The following is a 21,577-nucleotide window of genomic DNA, read 5'->3' as shown; positions in this document are numbered from 1 at the left end:
TAACGCGGGCGTCATGAACGCGCCACGCCCCCGCAACGCCCCAGGACGAACCTATGCCGGGCCAGCACAGGTATCGCCATGCGCATCGGCATTGTCACTGAGACGTATCCGCCGGAAATCAACGGGGTCGCACTTACCGTGCACAGCCTCGCCGCCGGCCTCGCCGCTCGCGGCCACACCGTCGAACTGACCCGGCCGCGCCAGGCCGAACCGTTCCACGACGAGCCGGGCATCTTCCCCGTCGAAATGCGCGGCGCCGCGCTGCCGCGCTATCCGGGCCTGCGCTTCGGCCTGCCGGCCGGCCGCAACCTGCGCGAGCGCTGGACGCGGCTGCGCCCCGACGCCATCTACGTCGCCACCGAAGGCCCGCTCGGCTGGTCGGCGGTGCGCGCGGCCAAGGCACTGGGCATCCCGGCCGCCACCGGCTTCCACACCCGCTTCGATACCTACGCCAACCACTACGGCGTGGGCTTCCTCACCCCGATCGTGCGCGGCTACCTGCGCCGCTTCCACTGCCGTGCCGCCGCCACCCTGGTGCCGACCGACGCGCTGGCGCGCGAACTGGCGGACCTGGGCGTCGACACGGTGCGCCTTCTGCGCCGCGCCGTGGACACCCAGCTGTTCCACCCCAGCCACCGCGATCTCGGACTGCGCGCCTCCTGGGGCGTCGACGGCAATACGCCGGTGGTGCTCTACGTCGGACGCATCGCCGCGGAAAAGAACCTGGACCTGGCCGTGCGCACCTTCCGTGCGATCCAGCGCGAAGTGCCCAAGGCGCGCTACGTGTGGGTGGGCGACGGCCCCTCGCGCGCCGCGCTGCAGGCAGCCAATCCCGATTTCATCTTCGCCGGCGTGCAGCGCGGCGAGGCGCTGTCGCGCCACTACGCCAGCGCCGACGTGTTCCCCTTCCCCAGCCTCAGCGAAACCTTCGGCAACGTGATCCTCGAAGCGCTCGCCGCCGGCCTGCCGGTGGTGGCCTACGAGGAAGGCGCCGCCCGCGAACATCTGTCCTCCGGCGTCAACGGCTTCCGCATCGAGGCCGGCAACGAGCGTGCCTTTATCGAGGCCGCCTGCACGCTGACCGCCAACGCCAGCCTGATCCGCCACATGGGCCGCGCGGCGCAGGCCAGCATCGCCAATCTCTCGCCGGACGCGGTGATCCGCGAATTCGAATCCCTGTTGCGTGAACTGGCCAAGGAGCATCGCGATGAACACTCTGCCGCCGCTGCACACGCCTGAGCTTTCCAACGGACCACGCCTGGCCATCGACCGGCGCATCTGCGTCGCCGCCAACCACTGGGGCGCGCGCCGCGCCGTCGGCGTGTTCTTCGGCATCGTCAGCCGCCTGGGCGACGGGGTGTTCTGGTATTCGCTGATGCTGGCCCTGGCCCTGTTCGACGGGCGCCGCGGCCTCGCCGCCGCTGCACAGATGGCCATCACCGGCCTCACCGCCCTGCTGCTGTACCGCCTGCTCAAGCGCTGGACGCGCCGCCCGCGCCCGTTCCGCGCCTGCCCCGGCGTGATCGCCCACGTGCCGCCGCTGGACGAATTCAGCTTCCCCTCCGGCCACACCCTGCAGGCGGTGAGCTTCACCATCGTGGCGCTGGCCTGGTATCCGCTGCTGGCCCCGCTGCTGCTCACCTTTACGGCGCTGGTCGGCGCCTCGCGGGTGATCCTGGGGTTGCATTATCCGAGCGATGTGATCGCCGCCACCGCGATCGGTGGTGCGCTGGGTTCGCTCTCGCTGTGGGTGCTGCCGCTGATGCACTGGATGCACTGAGCGGTCAGCGGCTCCACACGCAGCTGGTGATGGCGGTGCTGTCGTCCAGCAGCGAGTAACCCAGGCGGAAGCGCATCCCGGCCGGCAGTGCCGGCACCAAGGTCTCGGCGATTTCCGCTTCGATCGCTTCTTCATTCGAATCGACGATCTTCAGCGCGCTGAACTCGAAGACCCGGCCGACCTCAGCCGCGGTCGCCTTGTAGAAACTTTCCTTGGCGGAAAACGCGATCGTCAGCGCCATCGGCTCGCCGAACCGCCGCGCGAGTCCGGCCAGCACCTTGCGCTCCGCCACATCGACCACCGATTGCACGATCGCATCGAACGCGCCTGGCGCCACCACGTGTTCGATATCGATCCCGACGCCGCGCACCGCGACTTCGCTCACGACGACGGCCGCGGCGATCCCCACCGCATGCGTAATGCTTCCGATAAAACCCTGCGGCCATGCAGGTGCACGCGACGGCCCGATCGCCAGGTCGCCCGCCTCAGCGCCAGCTTCCGAGAGCGCCGCCATCGCAGCACGCCGTCCGGCAAGATATTCCGCCTTGCGCTTTGGCACGCTTCGCGCGATGGATGGCGGGCAAGCGATGCCGTGATGGGCGAAATGCGTGTCGTCGCTTTCCTCCATATCAAACGCCAACACGAATGCATCGGGCAAATTCCCTGGATGTCGTTCCAACGACAGACGCCGCAACTCCTGCATGCCCTCTCCTTTGCACATCGCCTCGAATTAAGCCCCTCTCCCTCCGGGAGAGGGGTTGGGGTGAGGGTTCGGGCGGAGCGGTGCGCCACACTCCGCCCGTACCCTCATCCGGCTGCCGCCACCTTCTCCCGGAGGGAGAAGGATTCCAGACTGCAGAACCGACGCGAGCTCAAGCTTCTACTTGCGGCCGCAACACAATCTCATTCTGCCGCCGCCGCACCGCCACCCAGATCCGCCAGAAATACAGAATCCCGATGCCCGCCTCGAACGAGGAACCGACCACCCACGCCGTCGGCAGATACTCCGGATCGCCCACATGCCCCAAGGTGATCAGGTAAATCGTGGGAATGCTCAGCACCCACATCATCACGAAGCGCACCGCGAACAGGAACCGCGTCAGTCCGAACGCCTCCAGCACCGCCTGCCCCGTCATCGAGAACGCGAACGCCAGCGAATACGTCCACAGCACTTTCGAAGTGGCGACCGCGGCGTGGCGGATCTCGTCGGGCTTGTCCGCCAGACCGAACGGATCGAGCAGCACGTTCGGGGTGACGATCTGCAGATACGCCGTGAACGCCACATACACCAGCTCCAGCGCCAGCGTTACCAGCATGATGCGCGGCACCTGCTCGAACTCGCCCTGCCCCAGCGCATTGCCGCACAGCACGCTGCAACCGATGCCTAAGCCCAGCAGCGGAATCACGCCGATATAGCTCACCGTGAGGTTGACATTGTTGGCCGCCAGCGCAATCGCACCCAGCCCGGCGATGATCCAGATAAACGCCGCATTGCCGAAGTTGCCGATGCCCGCGGTCACGCCCAGCGCCACGCCCTTTTTGATCCGCGGCATCAGGTCGCCGCGATGCAGCCCGCGCGCCGCCACCAGCCGCCGCACGTCACTCCACACGTCCTTCGGCATGTACGCCACATAGATCAACGTGATCGCCAGGGTGCCGGCCAGGGTGCCCAGCGCCGAACCGCGCATGCCCAGCCCCGGCAAGCCGAAGCGGCCGAACACCAGGCCGATGGTCGCCACGATGCCCACCGCCTGGCCGACCAGTCCCGCCACCAGGGTGATGCGCGTCTTGCCGATACCGTTGAAGTAGGACGACAGCGCCATGTTGAAGGTCATCGCCGCGCCGAAATACGCCGACCAGTAGAGAAACTGCGATTCCAGTCGCGTGAGGTTCGGCGGCCGGTCGCTCAGCGCCGGAATCCACGCCATCAGCGGCGCCATCAGCCACAGCAGCAGCGCGAACACCACGCCCACCACCACGCCGATCGCCGCCTGCCACGCCGCATCCGCATGTCCCGAGCGGCCATAGGCCTGCGCCACGCAGGAGCGCGAGAAGCCCACCACGGCGACGAAGAAGCCGACGATCGCCATCGCCGTGTACACCGCGGGGCCGGACGCGGCCAGCGTATCGGCCGAGTACCGCGCCAGGCAGATGCGGTCGACCAGCATCATGATCAGGTTGCCGATCATCGAGCCCATCAGGGGCAGCGACACCTTCAGGATGCGCCGCGCGATGGCGGCGCTGGACGCGGGCGCGATGGCGTTCAAGCCGCGCCTCCCGCCGGTGGCACGCGCAGCTTCAGCCGCACCGGCACGGAACTCGGCGCCATGAAGAAATTCAGCAGCTCCTTCGCGGGTGGCGCCTTGGGGTCGGGCTCCAGCTCGAAGTTGCGCACGATCATCGACACCACCACCTTGATCTCGGTCAGCGCCAGGAACCGCCCCGGGCACAGCCGCGCACCGCCGCCGAACGGAAACAGCTTGCGGCTGGGGTCTTCCTCGCCGGGCTCGCGCAGCTCCGCCACCCAGCGCTCCGGCCGGAAGCGATCCGGCTCGGGGAACTGCGCCGCGTCATGCCCCTCGCCCGCCGTCGCCACGATGATCGCGGTGTTCTTCGGAATGAAGGTATCGGCCACCACGCAATCGGCGTTCGCGGTCAGCCCCAGATACGGCGCCACCGCCTTCAGCCGCTGCGTCTCGCTGTGCGCCGCCTCCAGATAATGGAAAGCCTTCATCTGCTCCCACTCGCGCGGCAGCGGCGCTTCGCCCAGCACCTGGTCCGCTTCCGCCGCCAGCGCGACCGCGGCGGCCGGGTTCTGCGCCAGCAGGCACAGCATCCAGCCGATCGAGTTGGCGGTGGTGTCCTCGCCGCCGATCACGCTGAGGATGGCATTGGCCACCAGCTCCTCGTCGGTGAATTCGGATTCCGGATCCTCGCTGGCCGCGATCATCGCCTCCAGCATGTTGGCCGGCTTGCGCTGCAGTTCGCGCTGCTGCTCCATGCGCTGGCGCGTGTTGCGGATGAACTCCTGCACCCGCGTCTCGATCTCGGCGAACGAGCGCTCCGCCGCGCGGTCCACCGGCAGCTTGAAATAACGCCAGTACGGAAACGCCGCGGTGGTGCGCTGGCCCAGGCGCTGGAACATGCTGTCGATATCGCGCTGCAGCGGATCGCCGTCCTGGTTCACCGCGTCGATATCGTGGCCCATGGCGATGCCGACGATGGTGTCCAGCGCCATCGCCTTCAGGTCGCGGCGCAGGTCGATGGCGCGGCCTTCGAGCACGGCCTTCTTCCAGCGTTCGAGCATGCGCTCGGTCAAGGTCACCATCTTCGGGAAGAAGTTGCGGATCACCTCGGCATTGAGCCCGCTCATCACCAGCTTGCGCTGCTTGCGCCAGGCCGCGCCCTCGGCGGTGAACACGCCGCCGATGTTGAGCTCATTCATGATCGTCTTCAGCCCGCCGTTGCGGCGAAAACCGTCGGGACGCTCGCGCATCACGCCGTGCGCGGTGGCCGAATCGGAAACGATCACGATGGTGTGGCCGAACACCTGCAGGCGGAACATCGGCCCGTACTCGCGCACCCAGGCGCTGAATTTCTGGTGCATCTGGCGGCCGCTCAGCTGCAGCGCATTGCCGACCACGGGCTGGCCCTTCGGTGCGGGCAGGTCCTCGATGCGGCGGGTGTAGCTGAGCTGGGCCGGGGCTTCCTCGGGCAGAGCCAGTGCTTCGGAGGCGGCGGTTTCGTTCATGGCATTCCCCTGTTGAGCGCTCACGGACTGGCCGCGGTGAAGGACAGATTCGGCGTATAGCGGCCGATCCGCGCCGAGATGTCGCGCGCCAGCTTTTCATTCAGCGGCGCCGACACGATCGACAGATGCGAACCGCCTATCCGCGACACCTCCAGATGCCGGCCCACCAGGTCGCGCCAGCCGAGCGAGACCTCGTCGCCTTCATGGCGATCGGCGGCGAAATACGTTACCGGCAGCTGCGCCGCCGGCGGACGATAGTCGTCGGCCGCGCGGCCGCAGGCTTCGTACAGCGCCACCGTGCGCTTCACTTCGTCCGCATCCAGCCCCGCCGGCACCAACCCCGCGCCCATGCACAGCGCGATCATGCCGTCGAGATCGCCGCGTATGGCGCGCGCCATCAGCTCGGGATAGTCGGGATGGGTGCGCCAGTCGCCGGCCAGGTTCAGGTCGAGCAGCCAGTTCAGCAGCGCGCGGCAGGCGTCGTGCTGCACCGGATGCCGCTCGCGCTCCCTGGCGCGCAGCGCCGGCGCGCTGGTGTCGATCATGCCGACGAACTGCACGTCCTCGCCCGCCGCCAGCAGGCGATGCGCGATCTCGTACGCCACCATGCCGCCCAGCGACCAGCCGGCCAGCAGGTACGGACCGGACGGCCGCACCTCGCGGATCGCATCCAGATACGCCGTGGCCATGGCGTCGATGCTCCGGTGCAGCGTCTCGCCCACCGCCAGGCCATACACCGGCTGGTTGGCATCCAGGTGCTGGGCCAGGTCGAACGCGTACTGCACGCCGCCGCCGATCGGATGGATCAGGAACAGCGGCGCGGCCGCACCTTTGGCGCGGATCGGCACCAGGTTCGGATGCAGCCCGCCCTGCTTGCGCGTATCCACGAACGAAGCCAGCGCGCCCAGCGTGGCGTGCGAGAACAGGTCGCGCAGTTCGATCTCCGCCACATGCCGCTTGCGCAGCTGCGACACCAATTGGGTCGCCAGCAGCGAGTGGCCGCCGAGTTCGAAGAAGTCGTCGGTCAGCCCGACCTTCTCCACCTTTAGCAGCTCCGACCACACCGCGGCGATGGCCTTTTCCATCGCCGTGCGCGGCGCGATGTGCTCGCCTTCGTCCTGCGCCATCTCCGGCGCCGGCAACACCTTGCGGTCGACCTTGCCGTTGGAGGTCAGCGGCATCACCGCCAGCCCCACGAAGTACTCCGGCACCATGTAGTCGGGCAGCGTCTGCGCCAGGGTCCGGCGCAGCACCGCCGGATCCGGCAGCGACTGGCCGTCGTGCGCCACCAGGTAAGCCACCAGGCGCTGCACGCCGCGCTCGTCCGGCCGCGCCAGCACCACCACGTCGCGCACCGCATCCAGCCCGGCCAGCGTGGATTCGATCTCGCCCAGCTCGATGCGCAGGCCGCGGATCTTCACCTGGTGGTCGCTGCGGCCCAGGTACTCGATGTTGCCGTCGGGCAGATAGCGCGCCAGGTCGCCCGACAGGTACATGCGCGCACCGTCCTCCGTGCTGAAGGGGTTGGGGATAAAGGTCTGCCCGGTGAGATCCGGCCGGTTCACGTAACCGCGTGCCAGGCCGACGCCCGCGATATACAGATGCCCGACCACGCCCACCGGCACCGGGTTGAAGTAGTCGTCCAGGATATGGATCTGGATGTTCGCGATGGGCTTGCCGATCGGCACGCAGTTGAGCGCGCTGTCCTTGCGGCACTGCCAGTAGGTGACGTCGACCGAAGCCTCGGTCGGGCCATACAGGTTATGCAGCTCCACGTGGTCCCAGGTGGCGAAGAAGCGCTGCTGCAGATCCATCGGCAGCGCCTGGCCGCTGCACATCACCTGGCGCAGCGAACGCCCGCTGCCGGGCTCCACTTCGTTGAGGAACACTTCGAGCATCGGCGGCACGAAGTGCGTGGTGGTGATGCGCTCGGCGTCGATCAGGCCGGCCAGGTAGGCCACGTCCTGGTGGCCGCCGGGCTTGGCCACCACCAGGGTGGCGCCTTCCAGCAGCGGCCAGAAGAACTCCCACACCGAGACGTCGAAGCTGAAAGGCGTCTTCTGCAGCACGCGGTCGGCGGCGGTCAGCGGATAAGCCTCCTGCATCCACTCCAGGCGGTTGACGATGCCGCGATGGTCGATGCCCACGCCCTTGGGCTTGCCGGTGGAACCGGACGTATAGATCACATAGGCCAGGTCGCCCGGCTGGGTGGCGTTGATCGGATTGCCGGCATCCTCCATCGCCCAGCTCGCGGCGTCGCCGTCGATGCACAGCACCGGCAGGCCGGGAATCGCCGGCGCGGCGTGGCGCAGGTGCGCCAGGGTGAGGATCGCGGCGGGCGCCGCGTCTTCCACGATGGTGGCGAGACGGTCGGACGGATAGGTCGGGTCCAGCGGCACATAAGCGCCACCGGCCTTCTCGATCGCATACAGGCCCACGATCATCTCGATCGAGCGCTCGGTGCACAGGCCGACCAGCACGTCCGGCCCCACGCCGAGATGGCGCAGATGGCGGGCCAGGCGATTGGCTTGCGCGTTGAGCTCGGCATAGGTCAGCGACTTGTTCTCGTACACCACCGCGGTGTGGTCCGGCGTGCGCGCCACCTGCGCCTCGAACAGCTGGTGCAGCGTCTGCGTTTCCGGCGTGATGCGCGGATAGACCTTGGCCGTGTCGTTGAAGCCGTAGACCAGCTGCCGGTGCTCCGCCGCGCTGACCATCGGCAGCTCCCCCAGCGGCCGTTCCGGTTCGGCCACGATGGCCTGCAGCAGGTTGGCGAAGTGCTCGCCCATGCGTTCGATGGTGGCGCGGTCGAACAGGTCGGTGTTGTATTCGAAGCTGCCGTACAGGCCTTGCGGGCCTTCGCTGAAGGTCAGCGTGAGGTCGAACTTGGCGGTCACCGTCTCGTGCGGCACCAGCTCCAGTTCCAGCCCGGGCAAGGCAAGATTCAGCGGCGCGTTCTGCAGCACCAGCATCACCTGGAACAGCGGCGAATAGCTGGTATGGCGTTCCGGCTGCACCGCGCCCACCAGCTGCTCGAACTGCACGTCCTGGTGGGCATAGGCGTCAAGCGTATTGGCGCGCACTTGCTTGAGCAGGTCGGTGAAGCCGGCGCTCAGGTCCACCTGGTTGCGCAGCACCAAGGTGTTGACGAAGAAGCCGATCAGGTCCTCGATCTCGCTGCGGTTGCGGTTGGCGATCGGCGTGCCGATGCAGATATCGTTCTGCCCGGAATAGCGCGCCAGCAGCACGTTGAAGGCCGCGCACAAGGTCATGAACAAGGTGCCCTGCGACTTGCGGCTCAGCGCCTGCAGCTTCGCGCTCAAGTCCGCCGGCAGCGCATAGGCCAGCGCCGCGCCGTCCTGGCCCTGGGTAGGCGGACGCGGACGGTCGGTGGGCAGGGTCAGCAGGGGCGGCGCGCCCGCCAGCTGCTGCTTCCAGTAGCCGAGCTGCCGCTCCAGCACCTCGCCGCTCAGCCATTCGCGCTGCCAGCGCGCGAAGTCGACATAGCGCATCGGCAGCTCCGGCAGCGCCACCGGCGCACCGAAGGCGCGGCTGGCGTACAGCGTGCCCAGCTCGCGCACCAGGATGCCCATCGACCAGCCGTCGGAAACGATGTGGTGCATGGTCAGCAGCAGCAGGTGCTCCTCGTCGGCCAGCCGCAGCAGGCTGCCGCGCACCAGCGGACCGCCGTGCAGGTCGAACGGCGTGCTCGCTTCGTCCAGCATCAGCTGGCGGGTCTGCGTCTCGCGTTCGCGCGGCGCGCTGCCGCGCAGGTCGTGCAGCTTCAGCGCCAGTTCCAGGCGCTCGGCGATGTATTGCACCGGCGTGCCGTCGGCGCTGCCGAAGCGCGCGCGCAGCGCATCGTGGCGCAGCACCACGTCGTTGAGCGCGCCTTCCAGCGCGGCCGTGTCCAGCCGGCCTTTCAGGCGTACCGCGGCGGGAATGTTGTAAGTGGGGCTGTAGCCTTCCAGCTGGTCGAGGAACCACAGCCGCTGCTGCGCGAACGACAGCGGATAGCTTTCTTCCCGCACCGCGGCCGGCGCCGCCACCGCGCTGGCCGGCGCCGCCGCAGGCGCAGCGGCAGCCACCCACGCCACCAGCGCCGCCACCGTCGGCGCTTCGAGGATCGCCGCCACCGGCACCTCCACGCCGAACTCGTCGCGGATGCGCACCGACAGCCGCGTCGCCAGCAGCGACTGGCCGCCGAGTTCAAAGAAGTCGTCGTCGAGGGCCACCGACGGGCGGCCCAGCAGTTCGCACCAGATGCGCATCATGGTGCCGGTGGCGTCGGTGGCCGGAACGTCGGCTGCAGCAAGCGCCAGCCCTTCCTTGCGCACCGCCCCCAGCGTCGGCAACGCATCGACGGCATCCGGATAACGCACATCCGTCCAGCACACCTCGCGTGCGAACGGATAGCTCGGCAGACTCACGCGGCGCGGCTTCACGGCGCCGGCGTACAAGCCGTTCCAGTCGAACGCGAAACCCTTCACCCACAGGTCCAGCAGCTTGCCGTACTTGCCCTTGGCCACCCAGGCCTGCACCGCGACCTGCATGTCCTCATCGTCGGCCAGCGCGGAGAACGCATTGCGCTTCGCCTGTCCCGCATAGACTTCGTCCACGTCCTTGCTGCCGGCGAGGATCGCCGCCAGTTTGCTGCGCAACTCGTCCAGCGATTCCACCAGCAGCGCCAGGCGCTCCTCCATCCCCTCGCGCCCCACCTGCAAGGTGTAGGCGATATCGGCCAGCGCCAGGTCGGAAGCGTGCCGCTCCGGCGCCAGCGCTGCCAGCAGGCGTTCGATGCGCGCTTTCAGGCGCTCCGGATCGCGGGCGGACAGCACGATCATCGCGGGGCCATGCAAGCCACCTCGCATCGACGACGACGGCTCGACGTACTCCTCGATCACCAGATGCGCATTCGCGCCGCCCGCACCGAACGAGGAAATCCCCGCACGCCGCGGGAACTCCCGGCGGCGCCCGTCGACATCCAGCTGCGGCCGCGTCCACGGCGCCAGCGCCTGCTGCACGAAGAACGGCGTGTCGGCGAAACGGATTTCCGGATTCGGCGTGGCCGCATGCAGGCTCGGCGCCAGCATGCCGTGCTTCATCTGCATCAGCACCTTGCTCACCGCGACGAAGCCGCTGGCGCTCTCGCTATGGCCCAGATTGGACTTGGCCGAACCCAGCGCGCAGAACTGGCGGTCCTGCGTCCACTGGCGGAACGCCTTGGCCAGGCCGGCCACCTCGATGGGATCGCCCAGATGGCTGCCGGTGCCCTGCGCTTCCACATAGCTCACCGTGCGCGCATCGATGCCGGCGCGGCGCAGCGCATCGCCCACCAGCTGCGACTGCATATTCGGGTTCGGCACCAGGTAGGCGTTGGTCTTGCCGCCGGAATTGATCGCGCTGCCCTTGATCACGCCGTAGATATGGTCGCCGTCGGCCACCGCGCGATGCAGGGATTTAAGCACCAGCGCGCCCACCGCCTCCGCGTCGACGAAGCCATCCGCACCGGCCGCGAAGGATTTGCACTTGTCGTCGGCCGACAGCATCGCCATCGAGGCCAGGTCGATCAGCTGGGTCGGCGCCACGATCAGGTTCACGCCGCCGGCGATCGCCACCTCGCTGTCGCCGCTGCGCAGGCTCTCCAGCGCCAGATGGATGGCCGTCAACGAGGACGAGCACGCGGTATCCACCGCCAGGCTCGGCCCCTGGAAATTGCACAGGTGCGAAATGCGGTTGGCGATCGACCAGAAGCGCGCGCCGGTGGCGTAGTGCTCGTTGGTGACGCCGACGAACACGCCGACCTTGCGCGTCGCGCTGAGGCCGGCGGCCGTATAGCCCGCGTCCTCGATGCTGGCATGCACTTCCTGCATGAACAGCCGTTCCTGCGGGCTCATCAGGCGCGCCTCGCTCGGCGCGATATGGAAGAACAGGCGGTCGAAGCCCTGCACGTCGTCCAGCAGCCCGGCCCAGCGCGTATAGGTCTTGCCGGCCTGGCCCTTGCGCTCGTCGAAGAAGCGGCCGTGCGCCCAGCGCTCCGGCGGCACCTCGCTCACGCTGTGGCGGCCGGCGGCGAGGTTGTCCCAGAACTGGTGGACGTCGTTGGCACCCGGGTAGCGGCCCGAGAGTCCGACGATCGCCACGTCGAACGGCGCCACCGCGGCGGGCACGGTGGGGATGGTCGCTCCCACCGGCTGCACGTCGCGTACCGTGGCATTGACTGGCTGTACCACCGCAGCCGGCGCTGCCGCCGGTGCGGCGGCAGCAATACCTGCCCAGCGCGACAACGCTGCCGGGTCGGTACGCAGGAAGTGATCGACCAGCCCTTCGATATCGTGATGCTCGAAGAACAGCGTCGCGCCGATGTGCTCCGCACCGAACACCGCGCGCAACGCGTCGGTCAGCTCCATCACCAGGATCGAATCGAGTCCGTACTCGTCGAAGCCCACCGTCGCCCCGATCGCCTCCAGCGGCAGCGCCAGGCGCCGGCTGATCAGCTTGCGGAACTGCAGGATGCTCTTTTCGCGCAGCACGGCGCTGGCCGGCTGCGTGTCGGTGGCGTGACCGTGGTGCGGGGTGAAGTCCTTGGAATCGTTCATGGCAGGTGAGTTCCGTTCGTGGTTCGTGTCACGTGACAGCGGAGGTGTCGGCTTGAGATGGACGGTGCGCAGGCTGAGTTTTTCGATACGCACGCAGACCTGGCCGTGTGCATCGCAAAGATCGATATCGAGTTGGCGGATGTCGCCGGTGGCTGTGGCACCCGACGAGTGGCGCACATAGGCCCACATCGCGGCGGTGCACGGTGCGCAGGCCTGCACGGCGTCGACCGCGAACGGCAGGGCCAGCGCAATGCCTTGTTCGCCATGCGCTGCCAGATGCATGCCCAGCGATGACTGCAAGGCGGCATCGAGCAGGCTGGGATGCAGCGCGTAATCGGGCAGTGTGGCGGCGACCGAAGCTGGCAAGGAAATCTTCGCCAGCACTTCGCCCTCGCCGACGAACAGCTCGTCGATGCCGCGGAAGGCCGGGCCGTACTGCAGGCCTTTGCTTTCGAAGATGGCGTAGCAGCGCTCGTGGCCGACATGCGCCGACGTGCAGCGGGCGCGCAGCGCGGCGAGGTCGTGCCGGTCGGTGGCGGCCTGCGCCGCGGCTGCGATGCCTTGGCTGTGGATCGCGCCGTCGTTGCCGCGCAGTTCGAAGCGGAACGCGCCGTCGGGCTCCGCGGTGAGCGCCAGCTGCAATGACAGTCCGCTGTCGTCCGCTACCGCCGGACGGATCCATGCAACCTTGCCAAGGTGCACGCCGGATCCCGGCATCGCCTGCTGCGCGGCGGCGCGAACCATTTCCAGCTGAGCCACGCCGGGAAGCACGCGGCGCCCCTGCACGCGATGGTCGGCGAGGAAGAACTCCGTGCCGTCGAAGCGGCTGCCGAAGCGGCCTGCCGCCGCATCGGCGGTCTGCAGCAACGGATGCTTGCGGGGCGTTGTGGCCCGTACCTCAGCACCCGTCCACCGCCCCATCGCTTCCGGCTCGACCGCGATGAAATGATCGGCCAGCGCATCGATGCTCGAATGCTCGAAGAACAGCGTGGAGGAAACCCGCTCCTCGATACCCAGCTCCTCGAACGCCGCACGCAACGCGTTGGTCAGCTCCAGCACCAGGATCGAATCCATGCCGTAGCGGTCCAGCCCCGTCGCCGTATCGATCTCGCCGGCCGGCAGCTTCAGCGCCTTGCCGATCAGCTTCGCAAGCTTCGCGCGGCAACGCTCGCGCAGCGAAGCCGCATCCGCCGGCGCAGCCGCTTCGGCCGGGTGCGAAACCGCGGCAGCTTCCACCCGTGCAGGCGCACTCGCCTTCACCGCCGGCTTCTGCAGGACGACACCGTCGCTCTCCGCGACGATCACCTGCTGCCCCAGGCCATGCGCCGGTTCCGCCGGGAAACGCAGCTGGCGATAACCCTCCTCGCGCAGCACGGCCTGCCAGCGCGCCGGCGACAGGCTCGGGCAGCCGGGAATACGCAACGCCTCGTCCTCGTACAGCCACCAGCCGTCGAGCAGGCCGAAGGTCAGATGCGACCACAGCTCGCAGCTGGCCAGCTCGTTGAGCACCAGCTGTCCGTTCGCACCCAGCAAGGCCTTGGCGTTGCGCAGGCTCTCGCGGATGTCACGCGTGGCGTGCAGCACGTTGGTGGCGATGGCCAGGTCGTAGCCGCCGGCCTCGATCTCCTGCCCTTCGAGCGGGCTGCCGATATCCAGCAGCCGGTAGGAGAGATAGGGATACGACGGCCCGTACTTGCCCTGCGCATGCAGCAGGAAGGCGCGCGACAGGTCGGTGTAGCAGTACTCGCCGATATGCGGCGCATACGGCGCCAGCCGCGCCATCGCGCGCGCGCTGGTGCCGCCGGTGCCGGCGCCGATCTCGACGATGCGGATGCGCGCCGTCGGATCGCGCGCCACGCGGGCCGCGACAAAGGCGAGCACGGCATCGCACAGCACGTCGTTGAAATGATCGGCGACGGCATTGCCCTGGTACACGCCCTCGACCAGCCGCATCGACGAATCCGGGAACATCACCGCGGTGGCTTCGACCTCACCGCGCAGGATCGCCGGCAGCGAGCGCAGCATGGTGTCGACCAGGGTTACCTGGGCCTGCCGTACGTGGCCTGCGGCCTGCCACTGCGCCTTGCGTGCGTTCCATTCGGACCAGGCGTGTTCCAGCGAAGGAAACGCGCTGAAACCGGCCTGGGCGATCATCCGCAGGCTGTGCTGCAGCCAGCGCGCATAGCGCGGCGACGCGGATCCCGGATCCGCCAGACCCAAAGCCTGCAGCTCGCCGCGCAGGATCGCCAGCGCCAGGCGATCGATCTCCCGGCCCTCGGCCGCGAGATGCACTGCATCGCCCTGGAATGCGGGCGGCGCGCTCAGGGTGTTCGCCACCGAGTCGAAGCGCGCCGGGTGCATGCGCACCTTCGCCTGCCCGACCAGATCGAACACGCCGCCGCGCACGTCCTCGCGCATCGCCTTCATAAAGCCCAGCTGCGGCAGCGGCGAACGCAGCAGCCGCTCCAGCGCCCGCACGCCTTCGGCCGGTTCGATCGAACCGATACCCTGCCGCGCCATGCGCTCGCGGTAGTCGTCGGAAGCGACCACGCCGACGCTGCCCCAATAACCCCAGTTCATCACCTTCACCGGATACGGCAGGCGGGCGGCCAGATGCAGCGCGTAGGCGTCCTTGAAGGTGCAACCCGCCGCATAGTTGCCCTGCCCCGCGGCGCGCACGAAGCCGGCCAGCGAGGACAGGAACAGCATGAAATCGAGCGGTTGCGTGCCGAACACCTGGGCGATCCGCACGCTGGCCGCGACCTTGGCCGCCAGCCCCGCGCGCAGCCGCGCTTCGTCCATCTGCGCCACGCTCTTGTCGAGCAGGTCGATCGCGGCATGCACCACGCCGTGGATCGCGCCATGGCGTGCGAGCACTTCCGCGCAGGCCCGTTCCAGCGCCGCGCGGTCGGCCGCATCGGCCGCGATATAGAGCGGTGCCGGACCGAGCGCGCCCAGCCGCGTCCGCGCCTGCGCGATCGCCTCGTCTTCCGCACGGCGGCCGATCCACACGATGCGCGCGCGGTGCGTGCGGATCATGTGCTCGCTCCAGGCCTGGCCGATGCCGCCGGCGCCGCCGATTACCACATAGACGCCATCGTCGCGATAAGGCGAAGCCTGTTGCGCCACGCTCGCCGCCTCCACACGCGACAGCACCTGGCGGAACCACTGGCCGCCACGCCAGGCCAGCGTGACGCCGCGGGCTTCGTCGGCCAGCCGATACATGCGGTCGAGTGGCCAGGCGTCGACGCGCGGCATGTCGAGCAGGTGCAGGCGCCAGCTGGCGAATTCCTTCGCCACGGCGCCCATGAAGCCATGGATCGCGGCATGCCGTGGCGCCACGGTGTCGGAGCCGTGTACGGATTGCGCCTGCACGGTCACCACGGTCCAGTCGAGCGCGCGGCGGTCGAAGCCGATGCCAAGCAGTGCCTTCACCAGGCGGAAGGCGGCGATGACGCCGTGTTCCTGGGCGTCGATCAGCGCTTCGTCGTCATGCGCCGCATGTGCTTCGCCGTCTGCCAGCCAGACGATGCGGTCGAATGAGCCGAGCGCACGCAGGTGTTGTTCGAGCACGGCGACATCCGCCAGCATCGAATCGAGCACCACCGCATCCGGCAACGCATCGAGCAGCATCGCCCGCTGTGCCGACGAGCCGCCGGCGATCAGCGTGCGCCCACCTTCCGTACTGGCGGCGAGCTTCGGTTCGACGACTTCCCAGGTCGGCAGCAGCAGCCATTCGTGGCCAGTGGCCACGGGTTCTACGGGCTCGCTGCGAGCCGGCGCCGTCGTCTCCGGCACCCAGTAACGGCCACGTGCGAACGGATAGGTCGGCAGGCCGATGCGACGCGGCGTGCGCGCACCGTGCAACTGGCGCCAGTCGACAACGGCGCCCTTCACCCAGGCATCGAGCAGCTTGTCGAGATCGCGGGCTGCGATCCATGCGTCGATCGCCTGCGCATCTGCTGCAGCGTCGCGGCGTCCGCGCGAGGCCGTGCCACGATGGATATGTGCCGACGACTCCCCGGCCGCCACGACGGAACGCAGCCGCTCGCGCAGTTCATCCATCGACGCCACCGGCAACGCCAGCCGCGATTCCATCGCCTCACGCCCCACCTGCAGCGTATAGGCGAGATCGCCCAGATCCACTTCGGACCGCGTAAGGAAATCCAGCAGCAGGCGCACCTGCTCCTGCAACTGCGCCTCGCTGCGCGCCGACAGCACCACCGGCACGGGCGCGCCGACCGGCGGCCGCGCCGCCATCGGCGCCAGATACTCCTCCAGCACCACATGCGCATTCACGCCGCCAAAGCCGAACGAACTCACGCCCGCACGGCGCGGCAATGGCTTGCCCTGCGCATCGCGCAACGCCGCCCACTCCCGCGCCTCGCGCACCACATAGAACGGGCTGCCATCCAGTTCCAGATACGGATTAAGCTGTTCGCTATGCAGGCTGCGCACCAGCGTGCGGTGCTTCATCTGCAGCAGCACCTTCACCACGCCGGCTACACCGGCGGCCAGTTCCAGATGGCCGATATTGGTCTTGACCGAACCCAGCCCGCAGTAAGGCGCGGCAACCGCCTCTGCGCCGAAGGCAGCCTTCAGCCCCTGCACCTCGACCGGATCGCCCAGCCGCGTACCGGTGCCGTGCGCTTCGATATAACTCACCGTGCGCGGATCGATGCCCGCCTGCCGCTGCGCCTTGCGGATCACCTCGGCCTGCGCCACCGGATTGGGCGCCGTCAGCGAGTTGGCATGGCCGCCATGGTTCTCCGCCACGCCACGGATCAGGCCATGGATCGCGTCGCCATCGCGCTCGGCTTCCGACAGCTTCTTCAGCACCAGCATCGCCACGCCTTCGCCACGCACATAGCCGTCGGCTTCGGCGGCGAAGGTCTTGCAGCGGCCGTCGGCGCTGAGCATGCCGGCCTTGCTGAAGCTGATATGCGCTTCCGGCGTCACGATGGTGTTGACGCCGCCGACCACCGCGACCGATGCCTGCCCGCCGCGGATCGCGGCAACACCGCGCGCCAGCGCCACCAGCGAGCTGGAACACGCCGTTTCCACCGGCTCGCTCGGCCCATGCCAGTCGAACATGAAGCTGATGCGGTTGGGCCCGACCGAAGGCACGCCACCGGTCGAGGCATAGGCTTCGCCGCCCAGCCCCGCGCGGTCGACCAGCCGGCCATAGCCGGTGGCGCCCGTGCCGATATAGACCGCCGTATCGCTGCCTGCCAGCGCATCGCCCGCATAGCCGGCGTCTTCCAGCGCCTTCCATACGTGGATCATCGCCAGCCGCTGCTGCGGATCCATCAGCTCCGCTTCTTTCGGCGAGACGCCGAAGAACATCGGGTCGAACTCGTCGACGCACTCGATAAAGCCGCCCCAGATGATCCGGGTGCGGTGCGCCTCGCGGCCCTGGTCGCCATGCAGGCTGCGCCAGTCCCAGCGCGCCGGCGGGATCTCGTCGATGCAGTCGCGGCCGGCGCGCAGGTTCTGCCAGAACGCTTCGATATCCGCGGCATGGGGGAAGCGGCCGCTCATGCCGATGATGGCGATCGGCTCGTCCGCGGCGGGCACCGCAGCCACCGGCACGGGTGCGCTCACGGTGGCGACGGAAACAACCGCCGCCGCGCGCTTGCGCACCGGCGGCGCGACGACGACGCCCTGCTCGCGCACCAGGTGATCGATCAGGCTGTCCAGCGTGGGATGCTCGAAGAACACCGTCGGCGTCAGCCGCAGCTGGAAGCGCTGGTTCAAGGCGTTACCGAACTCGGTGAGCGAGACGGAATCGAAGCCGTACTCGCTGAAGGTGGTTTCGCCGTCCAGGTCGTCCGGCTTCACCTTGATCAGGGCCGAGACCAGCTCTGTCAGCGCAGTCCATACTGCCTCGCGCGAAGATTCAGCCGTCTCTTCGATCGCCATCTCTTCCACCGCCGCGATCGGCGCCACAGCGATGCTCTGCGTTGCCGTGCCGAGCACTCCCTCGCGGATGCGCCCCGGCTCGCCCGCCACGACGAGCAACTGGCTGGCATCGCTCGCCCAGGCCTCGCGCAGGATCCGCACGCCCTCGGTGCTGGCCAGCGGATGCATGCCCAACTGCTGCTGCATCATCGTCTGCGTCGCCGCGTCCACCTGCATGCCGCCTTCGGCCCATAGCGGCCAGTCGATCGACAGCGTGCGTCCCTGCCGTTCGCCGCGAACCACCCGCTCCGCGCGTTCATGCGCGAAGGCATCCATAAAGGCATTCGCCGCCGCGTAATCGGCCTGCCCCACGCTGCCCAGCGCACCCGCGATGGAGGCGAAGCAGATAAAGGCATCCAGCGCGATATCGCGGCTGGCCCGGTCGAGATTCAGCGTGCCCGCCACCTTGGCGCGCAGCACCTGGCGCAGTTCGTCGCGGGTCTTGGCCAGCAGGAAGCTGTCGCGCACCACACCGGCGCTGTGCACGATGCCGTCGAGGCTTTCGAACTCCTCCGGAATGCCGCGCACCAGCGTGTCGATGGCCTCGGCATCGGCGACGTCCACCGCGTGATAGCGCACCACCGCGCCGAGCGCTTCCAGCTCGCGGATGCGGCCCTTGATCGTTTCGTCCAGCGTGGAACGGCCGGTCAGCAGCAGCACCGGGTTGCGCACTTCGCTGGCGATGGCGCGGGCGAAGATCAGGCCCAAACCGCCGGCGCCGCCGGTGATCAGATAGACGCCGTGGTCCTTCCAGGGCGATGCGCTCTGCGTCGACGGCCGTACTTCGATCCATTCCGCGGCTTGGCGCTCGCTGCGCACATAGCGCAGGCGCTGGGTGGCGCCGTCTTCGTCCAGTGCGGCGGCGACGTCCTGTCCTGCCTCGACGGCGATCAGCTGGCCGACCAGGCGCGGGCTTTCCAACCTTGCGGTACGCAGCATGCCATCCAGTCCGGACAGCGCCTGCCACTCGCCTTCCCGCGGCACGACGACCTGGATCAGGTGGCGGCCGGGCTGGGCGCTCAGGCTCTGCAGCGTTTCCAGCAGCAAGGTTGCTGCCGCTTCGAACGAGCTGCCGAGGTCGGCAGCGGTTGGCGCAACGACGCAGGTCGCCTGTGGGAACCGCTCGCTAACACGCACGGCCAGCGCTTCTTCCAGGCCGCACAGCAGCACGACTCGCGAAGCGGTAGCGGCACCACCTTCGGCCGCAGGACGCACCGCCCATGCGGGCCGGAACATCAGCGTCTCGATCGGTCCGGCCGCTGCAGCGATCACTGGCTCGGCACGTGCAGGCGTCTGTACCGCTCCCGTGGGGAACCAATGGCGCTCACGCGCAAACGGATACGTCGGCAGGCTGATACGGCACGGACGCAAACCATTCCCATACAGGCGCCGCCAATCGAGATGGAAGCCCTTCGTCCACAGGTCGAGCAACCGGTCGTATTTGCCACGCGCAAACCAGCTGGCCACCGTGCCGGCCATATCGTCGTCGCCGGCCAGCGCAGCAAGTGCACCGGCGCTGCGCCGCGCCTGTCCCAGATAAAGACCTTCGACCGCAGTATCGCCGGCTAGCCACGCCGCAAGCTTGCCGCGCAGTTCGTCCAGCGAATGCACCAGCAGCCCAAGGCGTTCGTCCATCGCCTCGCGTCCGACCTGCAGCGTGTAAGCCAGGTCCGCCAACTTGAGTTCCGGCTCGGCCAGGCAGGCCATCAGCTCGCCGGCTTTTTCGCGCAGCCGTTCTTCGTCGCGGGCGGACAGCAGCACCATCGCGGGACCGCCGGGCGGCGCTGCCGCGACAGCAGGTTCGTACTCCTCGATCACCACATGGGCATTCGCCCCGCCCGCGCCGAACGAGGAAATACCGGCGATACGCGTCCGCTCGCGCCCATCGATCACCGGCCGCTGCCATGCGGCCAATTGCTGCTGCACCACGAACGGCGTGGCCGCGAAATCGATATTCGGATTCAGCACCGCCGAATGCAGGCTGGGCGCCAGCTGCCGATGCTTCAGCTGCAGCAGCACCTTGGTCAGCCCGGCAATGCCGGCCGCGCTTTCGCAATGGCCGATATTCGACTTCGCCGAACCGATCGCGCAGTAGCCGGTGTCCTTTGTCCATTGCCCGAACGCCTTGGACAATCCGGCGATCTCGATCGGATCGCCCAGGCTGGTGCCCGTGCCATGCGCTTCGATATAGCTGATCTGCCGCGCATCCACGCCACCGGCACGCAAGGCGCGCTCGATCACCTTGGCCTGCGCATTCGGGTTCGGCACGGTATAGCCGTTGGTCTTGCCGCCATGGTTGACCGCGGTGGCGCGGATCACGCCGTAGATATGGTCGCCATCGGCCCTGGCCTGCGCCAACGGCTTGAGCAGCACCGCGCCCACGCCCTCGCCCGGCACATAGCCTTCGCCGCCTTCGCCGAAACTCTCGCAGCGCCCCTTGCCCGAAATGAACTTGCCCTGCGCCAGCACCAGGTATTTGTTCGGATGCACCGACACATTGACGCCGCCGGCAATGGCCACCGCGCAGCCGCCGCGCGCCAGACTCTCGCAGGCCAGGTGGATCGCCGTCAGCGACGAGGAGCACATGGTGTCCAGCGCCAGGCTGGGTCCGTGGAAGTCGCAGAAGTAGGAGATGCGGTTGGCGATCGAGGCCGGGCTGCCCGGCGCCGCGACGAAGCGGCCGTGCGCCTGTTCCTGCGCGCCGTAAAGCTGGTACTCCTCGTACATCACGCCAGCAAACACACCGACATCGCCGTCCTCGGCCACGTTCTCGCGCGTATAGCCGGCGTCCTCCAGCGTGGCGTGCACGCATTCGAGGAACAGGCGCTCCTGCGGGTCCATCAGCTCCGCTTCGCGCGGCGAGATACTGAAGAAGCGCGCGTCGAAACGGTCGACGCCATCGATAAAGCCGCCCCACTTGCCGTAGGTCTTGCCGGCAGCGTTGCGGTCCGCGTCGAAGTACAGGCTGTGGTCCCAGCGGTCCGCCGGAATCTCGGTGATGCTGTCGCGGCCCTGGCTGAGGTTGGCCCAGAATTCCTCCAGGTTGCGCGCCTGCGGATAGCGGCCGGCGACGCCGATGATGGCGATGCCTTCTTCCTGCACTTCGCTGCGGCTGACGAAGCGCGAACGTAGGCGGCTGGCTGCGACGGGCGCGGAAGGCGCGGCCATCGGCGCGGGCGTCGCGACGGCGCTTTCGCCCACCAACCCGCCCACCGCCGCACGGTGATGCTGCAGGAAGTAATCCGCCAGCGCCGCGATCGACTGGTATTCGAAGAACAGCGTCTTCGGCAGCGCGCCGAAGGCCTGTTCCAGCCGCGCGGTCAGGTCCAGCGTCATCACCGAATCGATGCCGTAGGCTTCCAGGCGGGCTTCGGCGTCGATGCGCTGCGGCGGCAGCTTCAGCGTGGCCGAGAGCATGCGCACCAGATGGCGCACGGTGCGCTCGCGCAGATCGTCGACCGCGGTTTCGACAGGCGCCACCGGCTG

At 68.3% G+C, this 21,577-nt stretch carries 6 protein-coding genes (1 of these 6 cut by a window edge); 2 read left to right on the top strand and 4 right to left on the bottom strand.

Annotated features, from left to right (window positions below; translation table 11 throughout):
* Positions 1 to 78 precede the first annotated feature (78 nt).
* Positions 79 to 1,239, top strand: coding sequence for a glycosyltransferase family 1 protein (locus KK141_RS04445; RefSeq protein ID WP_214571610.1), 1,161 nt, complete (start codon positions 79 to 81; stop codon positions 1,237 to 1,239).
* Entirely contained in the window at positions 1,208 to 1,780 is a 573-nt protein-coding gene (locus KK141_RS04440; RefSeq protein WP_214571611.1) for a phosphatase PAP2 family protein, read from the top strand. The genes KK141_RS04445 and KK141_RS04440 overlap by 32 nt, the downstream gene beginning before the upstream one ends.
* A gap of 4 nt (positions 1,781 to 1,784) precedes the next feature.
* Here the strand turns inward: KK141_RS04440 and KK141_RS04435 are convergent, their stop codons facing one another.
* From KK141_RS04435 to KK141_RS04420, 4 genes are all read right to left on the bottom strand, one after another.
* Entirely contained in the window at positions 1,785 to 2,483 is a 699-nt protein-coding gene (locus KK141_RS04435) for a 4'-phosphopantetheinyl transferase superfamily protein (protein WP_250901562.1), read from the bottom strand.
* A 169-nt stretch (positions 2,484 to 2,652) separates the two neighbouring features.
* Positions 2,653 to 4,047, bottom strand: coding sequence for an MATE family efflux transporter (locus tag KK141_RS04430; protein WP_214571613.1), 1,395 nt, complete (start codon positions 4,045 to 4,047; stop codon positions 2,653 to 2,655).
* A complete protein-coding gene (locus tag KK141_RS04425) occupies positions 4,044 to 5,531 on the bottom strand; it encodes a cytochrome P450 (RefSeq protein ID WP_214571614.1) in 1,488 nt (495 codons plus the stop codon). Before KK141_RS04425 ends, KK141_RS04430 begins: the two co-directional genes overlap by 4 nt.
* Before the next feature lie 20 nt (positions 5,532 to 5,551).
* Positions 5,552 to 21,577: the 3' portion of a non-ribosomal peptide synthetase gene (locus KK141_RS04420; RefSeq protein WP_214571615.1), read on the bottom strand. The gene runs 15,750 nt beyond the window's last position; only the last 16,026 of its 31,776 coding nucleotides appear in the window; its start codon lies beyond the right edge, outside the window; it ends in the stop codon at positions 5,552 to 5,554.

It is taken from the genome of Dyella sp. LX-66 (assembly GCF_018599165.1).
In the GTDB taxonomy this organism is placed as follows: domain Bacteria; phylum Pseudomonadota; class Gammaproteobacteria; order Xanthomonadales; family Rhodanobacteraceae; genus Dyella_D; species Dyella_D marensis.
Note: the sequence above shows the minus strand (reverse complement) of the source record. Positions and strands in the feature narration are given on the sequence as shown.

Bases quoted from the DNA above. Each gene is read 5' to 3' on its own strand.
- KK141_RS04425 (WP_214571614.1), bottom strand. From the start codon at position 5,531: ATGAACGAAACCGCCGCCTCCGAAGCACTGGCTCTGCCCGAGGAAGCC.
- KK141_RS04445 (WP_214571610.1), top strand. From the start codon at position 79: ATGCGCATCGGCATTGTCACTGAGACGTATCCGCCGGAAATCAACGGG.
- KK141_RS04440 (WP_214571611.1), top strand. From the start codon at position 1,208: ATGAACACTCTGCCGCCGCTGCACACGCCTGAGCTTTCCAACGGACCA.
- KK141_RS04435 (WP_250901562.1), bottom strand. From the start codon at position 2,483: ATGCAGGAGTTGCGGCGTCTGTCGTTGGAACGACATCCAGGGAATTTG.